This is a genomic window from Streptomyces sporangiiformans, assembly GCF_005768555.2.
GTDB lineage: Bacteria > Actinomycetota > Actinomycetes > Streptomycetales > Streptomycetaceae > Streptomyces > Streptomyces sporangiiformans.
In genome coordinates this window covers 22,238-40,727 of the sequence record NZ_VCHX02000177.1, presented here as the reverse complement: position 1 = coordinate 40,727, position 18,490 = coordinate 22,238, and the positions used below count along the sequence as shown (strand labels likewise).

The 18,490-nt window shown below is 68.6% G+C and carries 20 protein-coding genes and 2 pseudogenes; 12 read left to right on the top strand and 10 right to left on the bottom strand.

What is annotated here, in order from left to right:
- Window positions 1–176 precede the first annotated feature (176 nt).
- From FGD71_RS50405 to FGD71_RS50275, 3 genes and pseudogenes are all read right to left on the bottom strand, one after another.
- Window positions 177–257, bottom strand: a pseudogene (locus FGD71_RS50405) (integrase); the annotation flags it as partial.
- Window positions 258–582: 325 nt separating this feature from the next.
- Complete coding sequence (locus FGD71_RS47605; protein WP_162931281.1) at window positions 583–810, bottom strand: hypothetical protein; 228 nt, start codon at window positions 808–810, stop codon at window positions 583–585.
- Window positions 811–957: 147 nt separating this feature from the next.
- A pseudogene (locus FGD71_RS50275) lies at window positions 958–1,134 on the bottom strand (helix-turn-helix domain-containing protein); the annotation flags it as partial.
- A 375-nt stretch (window positions 1,135–1,509) separates the two neighbouring features.
- Between FGD71_RS50275 and FGD71_RS31565 the strand changes: the two are divergent.
- Window positions 1,510–2,967: an amino acid permease gene (locus FGD71_RS31565; RefSeq protein WP_119103970.1), complete on the top strand. Its 1,458-nt coding sequence runs from the start codon at window positions 1,510–1,512 to the stop codon at window positions 2,965–2,967.
- Between the two features lie 232 nt (window positions 2,968–3,199).
- Here the strand turns inward: FGD71_RS31565 and FGD71_RS31560 are convergent, their stop codons facing one another.
- Together FGD71_RS31560 and FGD71_RS31555 are read right to left on the bottom strand one after the other, a co-directional pair.
- Window positions 3,200–3,703 (bottom strand): GNAT family N-acetyltransferase, encoded by a 504-nt coding sequence (locus FGD71_RS31560; RefSeq protein ID WP_119103969.1) that lies wholly within the window; start codon window positions 3,701–3,703, stop codon window positions 3,200–3,202.
- Entirely contained in the window at window positions 3,667–4,095 is a 429-nt protein-coding gene (locus FGD71_RS31555; RefSeq protein WP_244951228.1) for a hypothetical protein, read from the bottom strand. Before FGD71_RS31555 ends, FGD71_RS31560 begins: the two co-directional genes overlap by 37 nt.
- Before the next feature lie 192 nt (window positions 4,096–4,287).
- Here FGD71_RS31555 and FGD71_RS31550 point away from each other — a divergent pair, with 192 nt between their 5' ends.
- Both FGD71_RS31550 and FGD71_RS31545 read left to right on the top strand, forming a co-directional pair.
- Entirely contained in the window at window positions 4,288–4,779 is a 492-nt protein-coding gene (locus FGD71_RS31550; RefSeq protein ID WP_240436862.1) for an HNH endonuclease, read from the top strand.
- Between the two features lie 201 nt (window positions 4,780–4,980).
- A complete protein-coding gene (locus tag FGD71_RS31545) occupies window positions 4,981–5,307 on the top strand; it encodes a hypothetical protein (protein ID WP_162931279.1) in 327 nt (108 codons plus the stop codon).
- A gap of 129 nt (window positions 5,308–5,436) precedes the next feature.
- Here FGD71_RS31545 and FGD71_RS50270 read toward each other — a convergent pair whose 3' ends face one another.
- A complete protein-coding gene (locus tag FGD71_RS50270; protein ID WP_109542219.1) occupies window positions 5,437–5,511 on the bottom strand; it encodes a 50S ribosomal protein bL37 in 75 nt (24 codons plus the stop codon).
- A gap of 625 nt (window positions 5,512–6,136) precedes the next feature.
- On the opposite strand from FGD71_RS50270, the gene FGD71_RS31535 reads away from it, so the two are divergent.
- The 7 genes from FGD71_RS31535 to FGD71_RS31505 all read left to right on the top strand — a co-directional run bounded on the left by FGD71_RS31535 (window position 6,137) and on the right by FGD71_RS31505 (window position 11,893).
- Entirely contained in the window at window positions 6,137–7,453 is a 1,317-nt protein-coding gene (locus FGD71_RS31535) for an ABC transporter substrate-binding protein (RefSeq protein WP_119103966.1), read from the top strand.
- A gap of 4 nt (window positions 7,454–7,457) precedes the next feature.
- Window positions 7,458–8,234 (top strand): ABC transporter ATP-binding protein, encoded by a 777-nt coding sequence (locus tag FGD71_RS31530; RefSeq protein WP_119103965.1) that lies wholly within the window; start codon window positions 7,458–7,460, stop codon window positions 8,232–8,234.
- Window positions 8,231–8,968: an ABC transporter ATP-binding protein gene (locus tag FGD71_RS31525; RefSeq protein WP_119103964.1), complete on the top strand. Its 738-nt coding sequence runs from the start codon at window positions 8,231–8,233 to the stop codon at window positions 8,966–8,968. Before FGD71_RS31530 ends, FGD71_RS31525 begins: the two co-directional genes overlap by 4 nt.
- Complete coding sequence (locus tag FGD71_RS31520) at window positions 8,965–9,837, top strand: branched-chain amino acid ABC transporter permease (protein ID WP_119103963.1); 873 nt, start codon at window positions 8,965–8,967, stop codon at window positions 9,835–9,837. The genes FGD71_RS31525 and FGD71_RS31520 overlap by 4 nt, the downstream gene beginning before the upstream one ends.
- On the top strand, window positions 9,834–10,859 hold the full coding sequence (locus FGD71_RS31515; protein ID WP_119103962.1) for a branched-chain amino acid ABC transporter permease: 1,026 nt from the start codon (window positions 9,834–9,836) through the stop codon (window positions 10,857–10,859). The genes FGD71_RS31520 and FGD71_RS31515 overlap by 4 nt, the downstream gene beginning before the upstream one ends.
- A gap of 54 nt (window positions 10,860–10,913) precedes the next feature.
- The gene (locus FGD71_RS31510; RefSeq protein WP_119103961.1) at window positions 10,914–11,432 is read left to right on the top strand and encodes a MarR family winged helix-turn-helix transcriptional regulator; all 519 of its coding nucleotides are present in this window, start codon (window positions 10,914–10,916) and stop codon (window positions 11,430–11,432) included.
- A 134-nt stretch (window positions 11,433–11,566) separates the two neighbouring features.
- Window positions 11,567–11,893 (top strand): GYD domain-containing protein, encoded by a 327-nt coding sequence (locus FGD71_RS31505; RefSeq protein WP_119104015.1) that lies wholly within the window; start codon window positions 11,567–11,569, stop codon window positions 11,891–11,893.
- A gap of 103 nt (window positions 11,894–11,996) precedes the next feature.
- Here FGD71_RS31505 and FGD71_RS31500 read toward each other — a convergent pair whose 3' ends face one another.
- The 3 genes from FGD71_RS31500 to FGD71_RS31490 form a co-directional block, all read right to left on the bottom strand.
- Entirely contained in the window at window positions 11,997–12,617 is a 621-nt protein-coding gene (locus FGD71_RS31500) for a TOPRIM nucleotidyl transferase/hydrolase domain-containing protein (protein WP_119103960.1), read from the bottom strand.
- A 186-nt stretch (window positions 12,618–12,803) separates the two neighbouring features.
- Complete coding sequence (locus FGD71_RS31495; protein WP_119103959.1) at window positions 12,804–13,331, bottom strand: lamin tail domain-containing protein; 528 nt, start codon at window positions 13,329–13,331, stop codon at window positions 12,804–12,806.
- A gap of 406 nt (window positions 13,332–13,737) precedes the next feature.
- Window positions 13,738–14,670 (bottom strand): hypothetical protein, encoded by a 933-nt coding sequence (locus FGD71_RS31490; RefSeq protein WP_140935991.1) that lies wholly within the window; start codon window positions 14,668–14,670, stop codon window positions 13,738–13,740.
- A gap of 423 nt (window positions 14,671–15,093) precedes the next feature.
- Between FGD71_RS31490 and FGD71_RS31485 the strand changes: the two genes are divergently transcribed.
- A complete protein-coding gene (locus tag FGD71_RS31485; RefSeq protein ID WP_119104014.1) occupies window positions 15,094–16,191 on the top strand; it encodes a hypothetical protein in 1,098 nt (365 codons plus the stop codon).
- 79 nt (window positions 16,192–16,270) lie between these two features.
- Here FGD71_RS31485 and FGD71_RS31480 read toward each other — a convergent pair whose 3' ends face one another.
- Complete coding sequence (locus FGD71_RS31480; RefSeq protein WP_119103957.1) at window positions 16,271–16,852, bottom strand: HD domain-containing protein; 582 nt, start codon at window positions 16,850–16,852, stop codon at window positions 16,271–16,273.
- 236 nt (window positions 16,853–17,088) lie between these two features.
- On the opposite strand from FGD71_RS31480, the gene FGD71_RS49240 reads away from it, so the two are divergent.
- Entirely contained in the window at window positions 17,089–18,414 is a 1,326-nt protein-coding gene (locus tag FGD71_RS49240) for a chaplin (protein ID WP_162931278.1), read from the top strand.
- The last annotated feature ends 76 nt before the right edge of the window (window positions 18,415–18,490 follow it).

Genomic DNA, 18,490 nt, shown 5'->3' with positions numbered 1-18,490 from the left:
CGCCGCCCTCACACCGCAGGCCAGGACGCTGTGACCGCGCAGGACGGGAAAAGTGCTCGGCGTCAGAGGCGGGCGGTGTACTGCCCCAGGCAGCCTTCAGCAACTGTCTCTGTGCAGCATCGGGCTGTATTGCTGCCCCGTCGATCGACCTCCTGAAGCTGACATCAACGCGGCGGTCACTGACGACCGCGGCGCCTCCGCAGCAGCCGATCCATGTGACTCATTGCCTCGCGCCGCGTGTCCCGCACGACGTGCGTGCGGCCAGGAATCGGGCAGTTTCCGTCTGACCCTCGCGGTCTCACCGCAGGTGGTCGCGCTACCGGTCACGGGCGACGGCTGCGCAGGTTCCCTCCCGAAGGCCAACTCCCCGGGCAGGACGCCGTATACGGCAGAGGCCTGGGCATGGTCAGCGCGCTCGCGCACCGGTGCTGGACCGAGCACCTCACCGAACCCCAACGGCTGGCCTTTCTCGCGTCATTCGATGCCTACTCCGCCGCCCAGGCCGACAGGTGGATCGTCGAACTCCCAGCCTGCGCAGACGAGTTCAGCCCCTACGGCCGGTCGCCTCCGCCCTCGTTGATGTCAGGAGTGGATGTCACTCGGCCTAGGTTCGACGCGACTCCAACGGACCGATTCGGCACCGTTGTCCGGCTGCGCGCTGCCTTGCTTCCGGCGGCGGCCCAGAAGGCTGCTTTGCTCCTCCTTGAGCTGGGCGAATGCTTGTCGCGCGTACAGCGCGAGCTCCTCGGCAGGAAACGGCACGCTGGAGAGATGCTGCGTGTTGTCGCCACGCGCCCATTTGGCTTCCACGATCTCGGTACCCGGAGACGTGCGCGCTCAACTCGAGCAAGACCGTGGGTACCTGCGGCTCAGCGAGTAGGTCCGCCTTGGTGACGACCATGTCGCGCATGGCCCGGATGTTCGGCAGGAAGCCGGCCACGGGGCCGGTGGCGCACGGCTGGCCGGACCCTTGGATGCCAGCGCACGCTCCCCACCCTGCTCCCAGGCCCGGCGCCATCGCTGCGCCGACCGCACACTGACACGTAAGTCTTTGGCGACCGCGGCACTGTCATGCCCAGCTGCGAACAGCTCGGCCGCCTGCAATCGAATGTGCTCACGAAACGCCTGCCGCAAGTCAGTAGACGGATCTCGTGAAGGGCCGGCGCACGAGATCCGCCAGGCGCACAAGTTCCGCTCTGGACAAGTACGTAGAGATCGCTGTCCAGCATGGAGCATGTACCGCTTTCGAAGCCACTTCTAGCCTCCACATGAGACGTCCCGGACCGGGAGTTCTCAAAGAATCACAACCCGTGCGGAAGCCGTGGCTTGCCTGCGTCCACAAGACCATGCGGGTGTGCACCCCACCCCGACCAGCGGTAATGCAGCTGGGAGCGGCCGGTCTGTTCCCGGCATCGCGCATAGGTCACACCCCGCTCATCGTCCATCCTCAAGGTCACGGTCGGGTGAAGCAGAACCCCTGGATCTTTGAACCTCTAATCAAGGATGTTCATGAACACGACTAACGACGCCCAAGTGCCGTCCGGCACCCGTGAACAGACTCCGCCCTCGGACGGCCTCCAGGCAGGACTCAAGAACCGTCACCTCTCGATGATCGCCATCGGCGGTGTCATCGGCGCGGGCCTCTTCGTCGGCTCCAGCTCGGGCATCGCCACTGCGGGTCCCGGCATCCTGTTGTCCTACGCGCTCGTCGGCGCGATGGTCGTCCTCGTGATGCGGATGCTGGGCGAGATGTCCGCCGCCAACCCGACCTCCGGCTCCTTCTCCGCCCACGCCGACCGGGCACTGGGCCGCTGGGCCGGCTTCTCCATCGGCTGGCTGTACTGGTTCTTCTGGGTGGTCGTCCTGGCCGTCGAGGCGACCGCGGGCGCGGTGATCCTGGAGGGCTGGATCCCTGCCGTGCCCCAATGGGCATGGGCACTGATCGTGATGGTGGTGCTCACCGCGACCAACCTGGTATCGGTCGGGTCCTACGGTGAGTTCGAGTTCTGGTTCGCCGGGATCAAGGTCGTGGCGATCGCTGTGTTCATCGTCGTCGGCGGGCTCGCCGTGTTCGGCGTGCTGCCGGGCGTGGACAACCAGACGGCGGGACTGGGCAACCTGACCGACCACGGCGGCTTCCTGCCCAACGGTGCCGGCGCGATCCTCACCGGTGTGCTGCTGGTCGTCTTCTCGTTCATGGGCAGCGAGATCGTCACCCTCGCCGCCGGCGAGACCGCGAACCCGCAGCGCGCGATCACCAAGGCCACCAACAGCGTGATCTGGCGGATCGCGGTCTTCTACCTCGGCTCGATCTTCGTCGTGGTCTCACTGCTTCCGTGGAACGATCCCTCCCTCACAGAGAAGGGCTCCTACGTCGCCGCACTCGACTCCCTCGGCATCGCGCACGCCGGTCAGATCATGAACTTCATCGTCCTGACCTCCGTACTGTCCTGTCTGAACTCGGGTCTCTACACCGCATCCCGGATGGCATTCTCCCTCGGCGGGCGCGGCGACGCGCCGAAGTCCTTCGCCAGGACGACCTCACGCGGGGTGCCGCTCGCCGCGACGCTGGCCTCGGTCGTCTTCGGGTTCGTCGCTGTCTTCTTCAACTACGCCTTCCCGGACACCGTCTTCCTTTTCCTGGTCAACTCCTCCGGCGCGGTAGCGCTCTTCGTCTGGCTGGTCATCTGCTTCTCCCAGCTGCGCATGCGGAAGATCATCCAGCGCGAGACCCCCGAGAAGCTCGTGGTACGGATGTGGCTCTACCCCTACCTGACCTGGGCCACCATCGCGCTGATCGTCTTCGTCCTCGGCTACATGCTCACCGACACCGAGCACAGCGGCCAGGAGACGGTACTGCTCTCCCTGCTCGTGGCGGCCGTTGTCGTGGTGATCGCGGTGATCCGGCAGCGGATCGGCTCCGGTACCGGCAGCGAGCTCGAGAGGAACACGGCCATACGGCAGTAGAACGGTATGGATCGCCCCTCGGCCTGCCCCCCGGTCTGCTGCGACGGCGGGCGGGCCGATGTGGTGGGCCAGGACGGGAAGTGGATGCGCCGCATGGCCGCACCGACCGGGTCGTCGGAGGGGCAGGGCTGCGCGCGCCAGCCGGCGAACAGAGTCAGTGCGTCGGCGTCGGTGGCCTCGATCAGCGCGGCACCAGGGCCTCCTGATGTTGCTCGATGCCGACAACCGAACCTCAGTCGACGGACAGGAAGTAGCGCCGTTTCTCCTTCGCTTGGGCACCCAGCCGGTCATAGAACCTGATCGCGTCCTCGTTCCACGGTGGGGTCTGCCACTGGACCTGGCTGAGTCCACATGCACGTGCTTCGGCCAGCACGGCATCCACCAGCATCGGGCCGACGCCCAGGCCCCGGTGGCCGTCCCGTAGGAACAGGCAGTCCATGTGGAGGTACTCCGCACCGTCCCAAGTGGACAACTCGGGCGCGCACGAGGCGTATCCGATGATCTCGCCGTCGTCCAGCTCCGCGACGAAGCAGCGCAGGCGCGGAGCGGTCGGGCCGAAGAGCAGTGTCTCCAGCCGCTGGGGCAGGTCGGCAGGCGGCGGCACCGCCTTCTCGTACGCGGCGTGTTCGGCCGCCAGCAGAGCGATGTGCGGCAGATCGGCGGGGCGCGCATGCCGCACCCGCGGCACCCCGGCGCCCGTCAACGAACCTCGCCTTCCAGCAGGTCGCCGCGCCATGCGGACAGCCGCTCTTCGAAAGCGCCGTCTCCGTCCAGCACGTGCCGACTGAACGCGTCCCGTTCGTAGGCCAGTACGGCCGCTTCCCACACGCAAGGAGCAAGGCCCGACCGGCCGGGCCGCAGTCGGCTGATGTCCCCCGCCGGCCCGGTGAAGACAGCGAGGTCCGACATGTAGCCCTCGATCCACGTGTGCACCAGAACGTAGTCACCGTCGCCACCGGCATGCATCAGCAGCACGGAAAGCCCGACGGAGCCCCGCAGATGAGCCGACGACAAGTGATCGGCCGCGATCCGCAGCGCGGCCTGTGAGTCCTGGTCCGTCACGGTCCGCCCGGGCGCCTCGATCGCATAGGACTTCACCACGTGCCCGGCGACCTCAGGGCTGCCCAACGGGCGTACGGTTCGGGCATGGTGGCCATCAGCCAGCGCAAGTAATGCGTCCGCATCAGCAGGCGTCAGAGACTGGGTGTCATCCATTTTGGTCACACGGTCATGATGCATGCTCGTCCTGAACCTCGATCAGAATCGCCACAACTGCTTCCACGGCCGCCTTGCCCGTCAGCGCGTAGAAAGGAGGCACAGGTGAGCAACGCAGACCTGCCCGTACCCAGGCGCAGCGAAGCCAAGCGCGCCCAGGATCGTCGCCGCCGTGAGCGCATGCGGAGCAACGGGAGCATCGAGCGCTTCACAGTGGAAGAGATCGGTGAACGGGACGGCTGGGTTTGTGGTCTGTGCCAAGGTCCAGTGGACCTGGCCCATCAGCATCCAGACCCTCGGTCACCGAGCATCGACCACATCCGCACCATCGCGGCCGGCGGCACTGACACGCGCGACAATGTGCGCCTCACACACTGGGGTTGCAATCATGAACGCAACGACAGCACCCCGCTGGGGACCGTCGAGGAAGCCGAATCTCAGCGCGCTGTCCTCCTGCGGATACCCGCGCTCCGGGCCTATGCAGAGGGCCTCACGGCAGAGGACATGATCCGCCGCTCTCAGGCTTTCCACTCGCCTGAGAGGTATCGCGCCAAGTTGGCGCGTCGGGTGGAACGCTACGAGCGCGAAAGACGCTGACCGCGTATGCACCTACGAAGGAGTCGCGTGCCACAGCCGTGCCAGATGCAGGGGAACCAGCAAGTCACCGGCAGGACGGCCCCGCCTCTCAGTCGCTCATCGGCACAGCTTGCCACCCGCCGGCCCAGGAGGTGGCGGTGGGATGCTGGACCCCGAACCGTACGTGGCCGTCATGTCGGACTTTGATGAGAGTGTGTCCGCATGGAGACACCCGTTGCCCCCGAACCAGAGGGCCAGGAGCACGCCGTCATCGCTCACTTCCAGCTTGCCGGCGAGGGCTTCGGAGACTCTGAACAACGCGCTCTCGTCTACGAGGCTGCGCGAGCGATGGCCACAGCGGCTGCGGAGACCGGGGTCGGGGAAGTCGACGGCAATGAGTTCGGCGCCGGGAAAGCAGTGCTGTACGCCTACGGACCGGATGCCGATGCCCTCTTCGCCGTCGTAGGGCCGACTTTGCGCAGTCTGCCGTTCCGGCCCGCCCACGTCGTACTCCGCCGCGGGGACCACGAGTCACGCGTAGACCTCTGAACCTGGCAGCTGCCAGCGCCACCTGCTCCGAGGACTGCCCGGCACGGACCATGGTGTCTTTGAGCGTGGCACCGGAGCGCGTGCCGGGCGGCGAAGACGCGGGACCCCTCGGCCGTCTGCTCGGTTGGCTCAGGCGTTGGGACGCTTGCCGTGATTGGCCTTCTTCTTCTTACGGCCGCGGCGCTTGTTCCCTCGCTTGGACATGGTGCCCATCTCCCTAAGTCGGGACTTTCTACGCCTTCGCCAGTCTAGGTTCGGCCCGGGGTGTCCGCATCAGCCGTGCCGCGGCCACAGCGCCCACACCGGCGCTCCGGCGCCCCAAAGCATTCACTGGCTTCTGTTGTGGCAGCGGACCGGTCGCCGGCCCTGCACCCCGCGCGAGGACTCCTCGTCCGGGACCGTTTCGGGTGGCGGGCAGGTGGATGTGGGATTGAAGGGCCGAGGCGTGCGTCGAGCGCGGTCCACCCTGGTCGAATGTCAGGAAACCTGAGAAAGAGGTACGCCCGCTGAGCGGGCCGCGTCAAGACCCTCACGGCAACTTCTCTCCCCGAGGGCCGGACGGGTGGCCCCCGAGGAGTGCGCCCGATACGTCTCCGCCACACCCTTGTCATCCGGCGTCGCCGTGTGCATCATCATGCTCATCATCAGGGTTCCTGATATCGGGCACGTTGCCCGGCCCTACCGGGACGCGAAGGAACCCGCCACCGCTTTCTGCTGCCGGCTCTGGCTTCCCCAGCGGCTTCAGCCGCCCATTCCGGCTCCCCCCAGCAGCTTCACCATCCTCACTTCCGCTCCCTCGACGTGCCCGGAGGCATTCATGAGCGCACCCATGAGCACACCCGCGAACGGCAATTTGTCTCGAAGATCCGTTCTTCGGGGGACGGCCGGAGCCGCCGGTCTGTTCACCGCAGGCGGTCTGCTGACCGCCTGCGGCGGCATCAAGGAGTCCTCGGCGCAGACCGACGCGGTGCTCCGGATCGGCTACGTCTCGCCCAGCACGGGCCCGGCCGCGGGCTTCGGCGAGCCGAACGCGTATCTGATGAAGAAGCTGCGCGCCACCTTCAAGAGCGGGCTGAAGATCGGCGGCAAGACGTACTCCGTCGAGATCGTCGACCGCGACAGTCAGTCGAATCCGCAGACCGCCGCGCAGGTCGCGAGCGATCTGATCAACAGCGAGAAGATCGATCTGATGCTCGTCACCTCCACGCCGGAGACGGTCAACCCCGTCGCCGACGCGTGCGAGGCGGCCAAGGTCCCGTGTCTGTCGACCGCCGTGCCGTGGGAGGCCTGGTACTTCGGCCGCGGTGCCACCCCCGAGAAGCCGTTCACGTACACCTACCACTTCTTCATAGGCGTCGCGGAGATCCATGCCGCGTACACCTCCTTGTGGACGAAGGGCGGGGTGGAGACCAACCGGCGGGTCGGCGTCATGTGGCCCAACGACCCCGACGGCAAGGCGATCCGGCAGGGGCTCGGGCCGCAGCTGAAGAAGAGCGGGTTCAGGATCGTCGACCCGGGGGCGTACGAGGACGGGACGAACGACTTCTCGGCGCAGATCGCGGCGTTCAAGAAGGCGGACGCGGAGATCTTCAACACCTTCCCGCTGCCGCCCGACTTCGCCACGTTCTGGAAGCAGGCCCGGCAGCAGGGTTACCGGCCGCGCATCGCGAGCATCGCCAAGACCGGTCTCCTCCCCTCCCAGATCGAGGCACTCGGCTCGCTCGGACACGGCCTCAGCGCCGGCTTCTGGTGGTCGCCCGAGTTCCCGTACACCTCCACCCTCACCGACCAGACCGCCCGGCAACTGGCCGACGACTACGAGAAGTCGACGGGCAAGCAGTGGAACCAGGTCATCGGGTCCAACATGGCTCTCTTCGAGGTGGCCGTCCACGCGCTGAAGGCGACCTCCGACCCCAAGGACCGAAAGGAATTGGCGGCAGCCCTCGGCAAGGCCAAGCTCACCACCATCGCCGGGCCGCTGGACTTCACGTCCGGGCCGGTGAAGAACGTGTCCACGGAGCCGCTGGTCATGGCGCAGTGGCGCAAGGCCACGGGGGGCGGCAAGTTCGCCGTCGAGCCGGTCATCGTCGACAACGGCGCCTTCCGTGACATCCCGCTCGGAGGCGAACTTGAGCCCCTCCGCTGAGCCGATGACCGCCGGGGCAGGGAAGCCCGCCCCGGCTGCCGATTCGGCGGCCGCCCCGGCCCCGCCGGTGCTCGCGGCGAACGGCATTCACCGCCGGTTCGGCAGTCTGGTCGTCCTCGAAGGCATCGACATCACCCTCGCCCCCGGCGAGGCCCTCGGCATCGTCGGCCCGAACGGCGCCGGAAAGACGACCCTGCTCGACATCCTCTCCGGGGCCCAGGCCCCCTCCGAGGGCAGCGTCACCTTCCAGGGCCAGGACGTGACCCGCTGGAAGGTCGACCGCCGCTGCCGCAGCGGTATCGGGCGCTCCCATCAGGTGCCGCGCCCCTTCACCGGCATGACGGCCTACGAGAACGTGCTGGTCGCATCGGTGCAGGGCGGTTCGCACCGGCGCCGGGCCGCGCAACAGCACGCGCTCGGCGTACTCGAGCGCTGCGGCATGCTCGGCCAGGCCAACCGGCCCGCGGCCGCGCTCACCCTGCTGGAGCGCAAGCGACTGGAGATGGCGCGGGCGCTGGCGACCGATCCGCAGGTGCTGCTGCTGGACGAGATCGCCGGTGGCCTCACCGACGCCGAGACGGACGAACTGATCGCCACCATCCAGCAGTTGCGCGCCGACGGCATCGCCATCGTCTGGATCGAGCACGTCATCCACGCGCTTCTGCGGGTGATCGACCGGCTGGTCTGTCTCGCGCAGGGCCGGGTCCTGGCCGAGGGCGAACCGGACGCCGTCATGTCCGACCCCAGGGTCGTCGAGGCCTACCTCGGGAGCGCGGCATGAGTCTGCTGACGGTCGAGAATCTCGAAGTACGGCACGGTCTGCTGCGCGCCGTCCACGACGTCTCCTTCGCCGTGGACGAGGGCGAGGTGGTGGCGGTGGTCGGGGCCAACGGTGCCGGAAAGTCCACCCTTCTGCGGGCCGTCGCCGGAGCACACCGGCCGGCCGAGGGCCGTATCGGCCTGGACGGTGTGGAGGTGACGGCCCGGCGCGCCCACGACCGTGTCGCGGCCGGGATCGCGCTGGTCCCGGAGGGGCGGCGGCTCTTCGCCGACCTCACCGTGGAGGAGAACCTGCTCGTCGCATCCCGGGTACGGCGCCCCGGACCGTGGGACCTGGCAGCCGTCGTGGCCGCCTTCCCACTGCTCGACGGGCTGCTGAAGCGGCGCGCCGGCAACCTGTCGGGCGGCGAGCAGCAGGCCGTGGCCATCGGCAGGGCGCTGATGACCAACCCCCGGCTGCTGCTGCTCGACGAGGTCTCGCTGGGCCTCGCGCCCATCGTGGTCGACACCCTCTACGACTCGCTCGGCACGATCCTCTCCGGCGGTACGACGGTGCTGCTGGTGGAGCAGGACCTCGGCCGCGCCCTAGGGGTGGCCCGGCGTGTGCTGTGCATGCTCGAAGGCCGCGTCGTCCTGGACGAACCCGCCGACGAGGTCACCCGCGAGCAGGTCGTCGAGGCGTACTTCGGCCTGAGCCGCGCCACGGCCGCAACCGTGCAGGAGGAGCCGGCATGAACTGGATCAACGCCATCGTGCAGGGCGTCATGCTCGGCGGTGTCTACGCGCTCTTCGCCTGCGGCCTTTCCCTGATGTTCGGCGTGATGCGGACCGTCAACCTCAGCCACGGCGACCTCGCGGTCCTCGGCGCGTTCCTCGTCGCGGTGCTGGCCGCCGCCGTCGGCATCAGCCCGTTCTTCGCGGTACTGCTCGTCCTGCCCGTGATGGGCCTGGTCGGGGTGGCGTTGCAGCGGGGCATCCTCAGCAAGGCGCTGCGCACCGGCGAGATGTCGTCGATGCTGGCCACCTTCGGTCTCGCCATCGTGCTGCAGAACGTACTGCTGGAGATCTTCAGCGCCGACTCCCGCTCCCTGGACATCGGTTCGCTGTCCACGTCCGGTCTCCAGCTCGGGTCGTCGGTGAGCATCCCGTACCTCGGCCTGCTCACCGTGGCGGTGGCGGTCGCGCTGCTCGGCGGGCTGCAGTTGCTGCTGGCCCGTACGGGCATCGGCCGGGCGATCCGCGCCACCGCCGCCGACGCGGACACCGCCGAGCTGGTCGGGATCGACAGCCGCCGGGTGTACGCCTGGGCCGCCGCCATCGCCGTCGCCACCGCCGGTCTGGCGGGAGCGTTCTTCGCGATGCGGTCGTCGTTCAGCCCGTCCATGGGGCCGACCCAGCTGCTGTTCGCCTTCGAGGTCGTCGTGATCGGAGGGCTCGGTTCGCTGTGGGGGACGCTCGCCGGGGGCATGGTCCTCGGCGTCGCCCAGACGGTCGGCGCGCAGGTGGATCCGCGCTTCTCCATCGTGGCCGGACACGCGGTGTTCCTCGCGGTCCTGGCCTTCCGTCCGCAGGGACTGCTCGGCATGAGAAGGAGCCGCACATGACCACCGCATCACCGGTGGCCCCCGCCACCGCCACCGCCACCATCCACCGGTGGACCCCCGTCTCCCGTACGGCGTCCGGTGCCCTGGCCGCCCTGCTGCTCGCCCTGGCGTTCGCGCCCTTCGTCTTCACGCCCGAGGCGACCGCGAAGCTGACGACCCTGTTCGTCCTCGTCATCGTCGCGGCCATGTGGAACGCGCTGGCGGGCTACGCCGGTCTGGTCTCCGTCGGCCAGCAGGGCTTCATCGGCCTCGGCGCGTACGGAGTCTTCCTCTTCGTCGACCGAGGCGTCAGCCCCTTTCTCGCGGTCGTCCTGGCGGCCCTGCTCGCGGGTGCCGTCGCCGTACCCACCTCGCTGCTCGCGTTCCGGCTCACCGGTGGGCAGTTCGCCATCGGCATGTGGGCGATCGCGGAGTTCTTCCGGTTGGTCGTGGTGAACACGCCTTCGCTGGGCGGCGGTTCCGGTCGCTCGCTCACCGATCTGTCGGCCACCGATCCGGCGGTGCGGCAGGCTCAGGTGTACTGGCTCGCCCTGGCGCTGATGAGTGTGCTGCTGCTGGCCGTGTTCGTGCTGCTGCGCAGCAGGCTGGGATCTTCGCTGGAGGCGATCCGCGACGACCCGGTGGGCGCGGCGTCCGTCGGGGTACGGGTCACCTCGGCGAAACGCCTGGTCTTCGTCCTCGCGGCGGTGGGCTGCGCGGCGGCCGGCGGACTCACCCTCGCGAACACGCTGCGGGTGCAGCCGGACTCCATCTTCGGGGTCCACTGGTCCGCGTACATGATCTTCATGGTGGTCATCGGCGGCCTCGGCACCTTCGAGGGACCGATCACAGGAGCGATCGTGTTCTTCCTGGTGCAGGACTGGTTCGGCGACAACGGCGGCACCTGGTACTTGATCGGGCTCGGCGCCCTGGCCATCGGGATGACGCTGTGGATGCCCCACGGCCTGTGGGGTACCGTGGCTCGCCGACGTGACCTGGAACTCCTACCTGTCGGCTATCGGGTGAGGACGCCGGTCGTCTGATCTCCCCGACGGCCTCGCCCGACCTCCCAGACGACCGACCAAGAGGTGCGCACGATGGCGGAGGCAGCCGATCGGGATCCGGCTCCGGGATCGGCTCCGGGATCGGCTCCGGGTGCGGATCCCGGTCCGGACCCCGAGAGCCCCACGGGCCCGCTGACGATCTATCTCGTCAAGCAACTCGAACTGGCCATCCGCTCCTTCATGGACGAGGCCCTGCGGCCGTACGGGCTCACGACGTTCCAGTACACGGCCCTGACGGTGCTTCAGCACCGAGGCGGGCTCTCCTCCGCCCAGTTGGCCCGCCGTTCCTTCGTCAGGCCCCAGACGATGCACGAGATCGTGCGCGCGCTGGAGGAGCGCGGGCTGATCGAGCGCGACCATGCCCCGGGGAACCGGCGGATCATGGTGGCCCGGCTGACGCGGGAGGGCGAGGAACTGCTGGCGGCGTGCGCGCCGGCGGTGCAGAAGCTGGAGGACCGGTTGCTCCTCGACATACCGGAGGAACAGCGGTCCGCGTTCCGTCAGGGCCTGGAGGACGGGCTCGCCTCCTTGACGGGGCGGCACCACGGCTGACGGCGACCTGCCGCCGACGGCCGGCTGTGGCCGTGTCTGTCATCGTCCGCGGCCGTTCGGGGGATACGCGAGCCGCTTCCGGAACATTTCTCTCCCTGCGGTGGCATCACATGATGGACGAAAAGGGAGACATGATGCCGCTCTATCTATCGAGATTCAGCTACACGCCGGAGACCTGGGCGAGGCTGATCGGCCAACCCGAGGACCGCGCACAGGCCGCTCAGTCGTACATCGAGTCCGTCGGCGGGAAGCTCCATGGCTTCTGGTATGCCTTCGGCACGCACGACGGCTACAACCTGTGGGAGGCCCCCGACAACGTGTCCATGGCCGCGGTCTCGCTGGCGATCAGTGGAGGCGGCGCGCTCAGCTCGTTCGAGACGACTGTCCTGCTGACCGTCGACGAGACATTGGATGCCTTGCGCAAAGCCGGTCGAGTCCAGTACCGGGCTCCTGGCGCGTAGGAACACCGGGGGCATAGTTTCGGCGACGCTGTGCAGCACTACTGGACGGGGTCCGTTCCCGGTCAGCGTGTTCGAGAGCGGTGCGGGACCGTTCGCCCAGCGGTCAGAGGCTGGTGAGCAGGCCGTCGAGTGGGGCGGGTATGCGGTCGGGTTCGAGGGCCTCGACGAGGACGCGGCCGTAGTGGATCTTGCGTCCTTTCTTCGTGCCGAGAAAGCGCCGCAGCTGCTGCTGTGGGGTGCGGCCACGCTGTGCGGGCTGGCGCAGGAAGGTCTGCAGGGCCCGCAGGTCGCCCTCCGCCCGGACGAGCTCCTCCACCCGTGTCACGCCCAGCGCGCGGATGAGCTCGTCTTCCAGATCCGCCGCGCAGACGAAGAACCCCCCTCGCTGTGCTGCACCGGCGCGCTCCAAGGCACGGTCGTAGTAGCGACGCTCCGCCTCGTCGCACAGTCCCGTGAGGCGCAGGCCCAGGCCGGGTGGCCCGAGGAGGTGGACGAAGCGCCCGACGCTCATCGCACCGCCCATCGGCAGGACGCAGACTCCTTCGGCCGCCAGGTTCCGGCCGCGGCCCGCGGCCAGCGCGCTGACCGCTGCGACGTCGCTCGGCCCTTCGAGCAGGACGGCTGTCCGGACGGGCAGCCGCGCGGCCAGCTCGCGCGCGGGGCCGCCGGGGCCACCGGCCGCCCACGCGGTGACCGCCTCCCGGAACGCCCCCATGTCAGCCATGAGACGAGTCTCCGCCCTTTCCGGTCACCACGGTAGGGAATTTCCGCCGGCGCGTGATCGGCAGTGCCGAAGGCCGATGGTTGGCCCCCTGGCCGCTCGGGCTCGGTCCTGTTGCGCGAGGAGCCGGTACCGCGTCGCGGTACCGGCTCCTCGCGGTCTCATACGGCAGTACAAGACCGGGTTGTCTCAGTGGTTGTGGTGGCGGTGGTGGCCTCCGTGGCGGTGGTGGCCTCCGTCGCGGCGGTCGCGGACGTCCTGACCCCAGGTCTCGGTGTCGATGACGCGGCCGCGGTGGTTGCTCAGGGTGGCGGTGTCGGTGCGGTTGTCCCATACGTAGTTGCGGCGGTCCTGGTAGACGTCGCTGTCGATGTCGCGGCCGATGCCGGTGTGGACGCGGACGGTGGCCCGTCCCGCCAGCCAGAAGCCGTGGAAGGTGTAGGTCTGGCCGCCTTCGGCCGACAGCGTCCAGCCGTCCAGGTTCACCTCACGGCGCGAGGTGTTGGTGAGCTCCACCCACTCCCGGTTCAGGGACCGGTTGCTGCCGTTGTCGTAGCCCGGCGAGTCGTACTGCACCGCGCTGATCTCCACGACCGGCCGGTACGGAAGCCGGTCGTGGCCGGCGGAGGCCGACGCGGCCGTCGCACCCACCAGAGCGCCGGCCGCGAGGACGGCGGCGGTCAGACGGCGGGCAGTGACAGACAGGGAAGCAGACATGCAAAGCCCCTCGTTTCCGTGCTGGCAGACCCGAACCCGGCACCGACAGGTGCCGCTGATCTGCTTGTGCGAGCCCCGGCCCGGTGGCCGAGGGCCATCACATTGCGCCCGCACACAACCGATATGGGCGCTACACGAAGCCTGTTACCAATCGCCCATATTTCCGTGACGGTCGCCTGTGTGGTCCATTCAGGAGGCCAAAACAACCTGCTGGATGCCCCGTCGGAGCCGTCGGCCCCATGAACACCGGCCTGAGGCAACCGTCTGCCGGCACTCGCTGCCCGGCCCATTACCAGCCCCGTCACTCGAAAGTGCGTAACGCTGTCGGCGAATGCCGAGCGCCGTGGTCACGTGGCCGCATCCGGGTCCGGCCCTCGGCCCGCTGCCCGTGGCCCGCCGCAAACCGCTACGGGGCGATGGGCAGATACCGCGCGAACTCGTGGACGACCCGGGCGGACAGCTCCTGGCCCAACGGCAGTTGCAGGTCTGCTCCGCACACACGGACCCGCAGGAGCGGGCCATCCGCGCGTACCTGCTCGATGCTCGCGCGCGGAATGGCGTGTGTGTCCAGGCCGTGGCGGCCGCCGGTCGTATCGGCGTGCACCGGGTCGGCGAGGACGACGAGTTCGCGGGGCGTGAGTACGACGGCGGCGTACGCGGCTTCCGAGCGCCGGGGCACGGGCAGCGCCCCGGCGACGGCGGCGACCGGGTCGCCGTCGTCCAGGCGCGCCGCGTCCGAGGTGAGCAGTCGTCGCCATTTGTACGGCAGCCCGGCGTTCGGTGCGGGAGCGTCGGGCATGTCCAGCTCGGTGCGGGCGACACGGCGACGCAGGGACTGCACCAGGGGGTGCAGGTGGTGCCCGGAAACGGCGTTGTAGTGGACGTTCAGGCGCGCGTCGGTGGCGAAGATCGTCAGTCGGGCGTACAGCAGGATGTGAGCGGTCTCGATCGCGGCCACCCGCTGCGGATGGAGGGCCACCCGCACTCCGGGGAGGGCGGGAGCACCGACCCACAACGCCACTCCGCCGGGTCCGAATCCGAGCACGCTGGAAGGCGTCAGAATCTGAAGGCGGCTGTCTCCGAGACGGCCGGGCCGAGTGTGGGCGGGAAGGACGAGCAGGTCATCGGCATCCCCGGCCCCCACGGCCCGGCGCAGTGCACCGAGCGCGCCGTCGGGTACGTCCTCCGTGCTGCGCGGGCGGTACGGGAACCCGTGGACACCGGGGAGTATGTGGGCGCGCGCGGTCTGTTCGTCGACCGCCTGCTCCCACGGCTCCAGCAGATCGAGCCTCGGACGTGCGGCGGGGCGTCGCTTTCGCCGAAGGGAGCCATGGCGCATGGCGACACGGGCCAGGCCCCCCAACGGCCACTCAGGGCTTCTGAACACCGCCCACCTCTCGCAGCACACTCATCTGAGGCCCCCCTCAGCGAGCATGGCGTCGGCGTCCGCGTCCGCGTCGACGCCCGCGTCGGTGTCGGTGTCGGTGTCGTGGCACTGACCACCCGCCATGGACCGGGACGGTACCAGCCCACGAACAAAGTGGCGGCAGTTGTGAGGCGCGCGCTCACATGGGAGATGGCTTGGGAAAAATCAGCAAGGACCGGCATGCGACTGGGCCGTCCCTCGACCTGTTCCGTTCCTCGCCGTGCCCCATCTCGTCGTCGGCACCCACGAGTTGAACCGGCTGAGCCGTGTGATGATGCACCGATGACGACCGGCCGTGGGGAGCGGCCGGATCTGTGGGAGGGACAGGAGCGCATCGTGGGCAAGGGCGGGGCGTCCATACCGGACGAGGAATGGGAGCGCTTCCTACGGGAGGCCGAGGCCGGGACTCAGGACGCGCCCGAGGAGCCGTCGGCGCGGGCCCGGATGGTGGCGCGGCGGCTGCGCGAGGAGCCCGCCCCGCCGGAGGGGTGGCGGACCCACCAACCGGCCCGGCGGCGACGGAGCAAGGGCTGGTACGTGGTCGGTCTGCTGGTCGCGGTCGGATTGCTGGTGGTGGCACTGGCTCCGGGACGGGTGGCCGGATGGTTCGGAGGCGGGGACGGCGAGAGCGCGCCGCTCGCCGCGGAGTCGGAACGTCCGGACAAGCCGCCGGCGACGGAGGCGGCAGCCCAACTGCCCACGGTGAAGCAGCCGTTCAGGGGGTCGCCTGCGGCGCGGTGGGGCGACGGGACGGCAGGGATCCAGCTGCCCGCGGCGCGGGCAACCGGCTGGATGAGCAAGGAGCAGGTCGGGCAGGCACTCGATCGAACCCGGGACTTCCTTGCCGCGTCCAGTCTGGATTCCGGTGTGCTGCGCGGGGAGCGGCCGACGAAGGCGATCGCGTTGCTCAATCCGCATCAGCGCGATGTCCAGGACTATCTGGCGACCTCGTTCCGCGCGCCCAGCCGGGAGAACGACCCGCTGCTGCTGTTCAGCCGATTCGAGAAGGCGAAGGTGCGGCTTGTCGGGGACGTGGTCAAGACACGAGGCCGGATCACGTACCGGGAGGGTGAGCGCGGCGCGGTCGAGGTGACCACCGACGTCACGTACGTCTATCCGGTCGTACGCGCCGCAGCGGGAAGCGACGAAGTCGCGCGCACCATCGTGCGCCGCGAGGTCGTGATGAGCTGGGACGACCCGGCGAAGGTGGTCATCGAGCGGGGGACGTTCTCCCTCGTCTCCTACAAGGTGAACACCACCAACGGCGGCTGCGACACCTTCACCGGCTACCTCACCCCCGAGTTCAACGCCGAGCGCACGGCCACGGGTTCGGGAGACGGTCCCGAGGTCGACCCGTACGACCGGAGCAAGTCGATGGACGCGCGCCTGCGGGAGGCCGGCGAAGCGGGGTGCGGGACCGCTACTCGGTCGTGAGAGGGGCGCCCGGGCACCCCGACGAGCGCGGCTCTGCTTCGGTGGTGGCCGGTGGCGGTGTTCCTGCCGCCGGCCGTCGTCAACTCTGCTTCTCGCCGAGCGCTGCACGCAGCCAGTCCAGGGACCCGGTCTCCAGGATCGCGTCGGCGAGTTCGTTCGCGGTCCTGGTGGTGAGGCGGCCTCGGCTGTTGTCGATCCACCGCTGGGCATTCTCGTAGCCCTGGGTTCTGTACTCGATGCCCTGGATCATGCATTCCAGTTTGTCGGCGTCTCGGGCGCAGATCGCCTCGGCGGACTCCTTCGCCTCGTACTCGGCGACCAGTTCACGCACGGCCGAAGCCAGGATCTCGGGCATGCCGGCGACCTGGTCGGCGGTGACCGCCCGCGGGTCAGCCTCGGTGGCGTACTTCTTCCCGAGGTAGTTCACGTCACCGGTCCGCGTCTCCTGGGAGTCGTGCCACACCGCGAGGAATGCGGCCTGCGCGGGATCGGCGCCTTCGAGTTTCGCGATGATCGTCGCGATGAGGGCGGTGCGCCAGGAGTGCTCGGCGACCGACTCGGGGTCGCGTACGCCGGCCATCCACCAGCCGGTGCGCTTCGCATGCTTCAGCGTCCCCGCCTCGTACAGGAACCGCGCCACGGCGGAAAGGCCTTCAGCCACCTTCGGACTCCTCTCGCGCCTCGGCGAGCCGGATCACCTACCGGATGCTTTAAATTCCGACATGTATTTATAGGGTTTGTTCCCAGGTCGACCATCACGGTGAAAAGCGCAATCGTCGAGCTCGTTGATCGACTGCTTTCCGGAGCGTGTGCTGAAATTCGGGCTACCTGAAAGAGGTGGTGGCAATTTCCGCAGTGAAGATTTCCCGACGCACACGCATTGCACCAGTGTCCCTGATGGCACTTGCGATCGCGAGTGCTCCGCTGGCCGCTCAAGCCCAGGACCAAGGCCAGGCCCAGGCCCAGGCCCAGACCCTGGTTTCGCCGGCGGGTGTGAACGCCCTTCGTGCGCCCGGCACTGCGGGTGTGCCACAGGACCCGGCCACCGTGTTCGTCGAGGACTTCGAAAACGCAGGCGACACCCCGGTTCTCCTCGAGGACTATGTCGGGGCTCCGGCACTGAACGAGACGTACACCGCCGACCCACCGTGGCTGGACCCTGCACAGTGCAACGGCATCATCCTCAACCAGTCCGGTGCGGGACACCCTGACTGTCAGGGGGTGCCGATGGCACGCCTGAAGAACATGGCCCATACGTTGGGGCAGGTCGGCGGGACGAATCCGCCGACCAATCACGCGGTTGCCGCGTACACCCTCTCGGTGGACACAGGTGCCGACCGGGTGGAGTTCCGGACCCAGCAGCCGATCCCGATCGCGACGCCGAACCGCTATATCACCTTCGCGGTGGACGTGGCCGCGGACAATTGCGCGGTCGAGGATCCGCTGCTGAAGTTCTATCTGACCGGCAACGGTCCGGACATCCCGACCTTCACCGACCCCATCAACCCCTGCACCGACCCCAAAGCCACCCCCTATCCCGGAGGAAACGGGCTCATGGCCGGGTCGTTCGCCGGCAACAGGGCTGTACTGTTCGCCGGCACCGAGTTGGGCATCAAGATGCTCAACGGGCAAAGCGACTGGTACGGCAACGACCACGCCTTCGACAACATTCGGATCCTGGACGCGACTCCGCGGATGGACAAGGCGTTCAGTCCTGCCACCATTGACAAGCGCGGCGTCTCCACGCTCACCATGACGGTGACCAACACCAGTGAACTGGCGGCGAAGAGCGACTTCGGCTTCACCGACAGCCTGCCCGCAGGAGTGAGCGTGGCCTCGGACGCGAACGCGTCGACGACCTGCGGCGACGGCACGGTCTCCGCGGCGGCGAAGGGCTCGTCCCTGACTCTGGCCGGCGGAGACCTGGCCGCCGGTGAGACATCCTGCACGGTCACGGTGAATGTCACCGCTGCCAAGGCGGGGACCTACGTCAACAGCTCTGACGGGGTCACCACGGTGGGCCTGAACCCCCCGGCCTCCGCGACCCTGACCGTCAAGCGAAAAGGTGCTGCCGCGGTGGGCACCGCGACGAACTCGGGCGGCCTGCTGTCCGGCAATGTCGTGCAGGCACCGGTGAGTATCCCGGTCCACGCCTGCGGCAACAGCGTGAACGTCGTCGGACTGCTCAACCCGGCGGCGGGCAACACCTGCGTCAACGGCTAGCTCGTGCCGGGAGCACCGGCCAAAACGCCCCGGACCGATCACGGTCCGGGGCATTCTTGCGCGCGAGCGGTTCCAG

Excerpts from the sequence above, each read along its gene's own strand:
- FGD71_RS31530 (WP_119103965.1), top strand. The coding sequence starts at position 7,458 with ATGACCGCCGGGGCAGGGAAGCCCGCCCCGGCTGCCGATTCGGCGGCC.
- FGD71_RS49240 (WP_162931278.1), top strand. The coding sequence starts at position 17,089 with ATGGCACTTGCGATCGCGAGTGCTCCGCTGGCCGCTCAAGCCCAGGAC.
- FGD71_RS31515 (WP_119103962.1), top strand. The coding sequence starts at position 9,834 with ATGACCACCGCATCACCGGTGGCCCCCGCCACCGCCACCGCCACCATC.
- FGD71_RS31565 (WP_119103970.1), top strand. The coding sequence starts at position 1,510 with ATGAACACGACTAACGACGCCCAAGTGCCGTCCGGCACCCGTGAACAG.
- FGD71_RS31525 (WP_119103964.1), top strand. The coding sequence starts at position 8,231 with ATGAGTCTGCTGACGGTCGAGAATCTCGAAGTACGGCACGGTCTGCTG.
- FGD71_RS31520 (WP_119103963.1), top strand. The coding sequence starts at position 8,965 with ATGAACTGGATCAACGCCATCGTGCAGGGCGTCATGCTCGGCGGTGTC.
- FGD71_RS31500 (WP_119103960.1), bottom strand. The coding sequence starts at position 12,617 with ATGGCTGACATGGGGGCGTTCCGGGAGGCGGTCACCGCGTGGGCGGCC.
- FGD71_RS31495 (WP_119103959.1), bottom strand. The coding sequence starts at position 13,331 with ATGTCTGCTTCCCTGTCTGTCACTGCCCGCCGTCTGACCGCCGCCGTC.
- FGD71_RS31505 (WP_119104015.1), top strand. The coding sequence starts at position 11,567 with ATGCCGCTCTATCTATCGAGATTCAGCTACACGCCGGAGACCTGGGCG.
- FGD71_RS31510 (WP_119103961.1), top strand. The coding sequence starts at position 10,914 with ATGGCGGAGGCAGCCGATCGGGATCCGGCTCCGGGATCGGCTCCGGGA.
- FGD71_RS31545 (WP_162931279.1), top strand. The coding sequence starts at position 4,981 with ATGGAGACACCCGTTGCCCCCGAACCAGAGGGCCAGGAGCACGCCGTC.
- FGD71_RS31560 (WP_119103969.1), bottom strand. The coding sequence starts at position 3,703 with ATGGCGCGGCGACCTGCTGGAAGGCGAGGTTCGTTGACGGGCGCCGGG.
- FGD71_RS31490 (WP_140935991.1), bottom strand. The coding sequence starts at position 14,670 with ATGCGCCATGGCTCCCTTCGGCGAAAGCGACGCCCCGCCGCACGTCCG.
- FGD71_RS31535 (WP_119103966.1), top strand. The coding sequence starts at position 6,137 with ATGAGCACACCCGCGAACGGCAATTTGTCTCGAAGATCCGTTCTTCGG.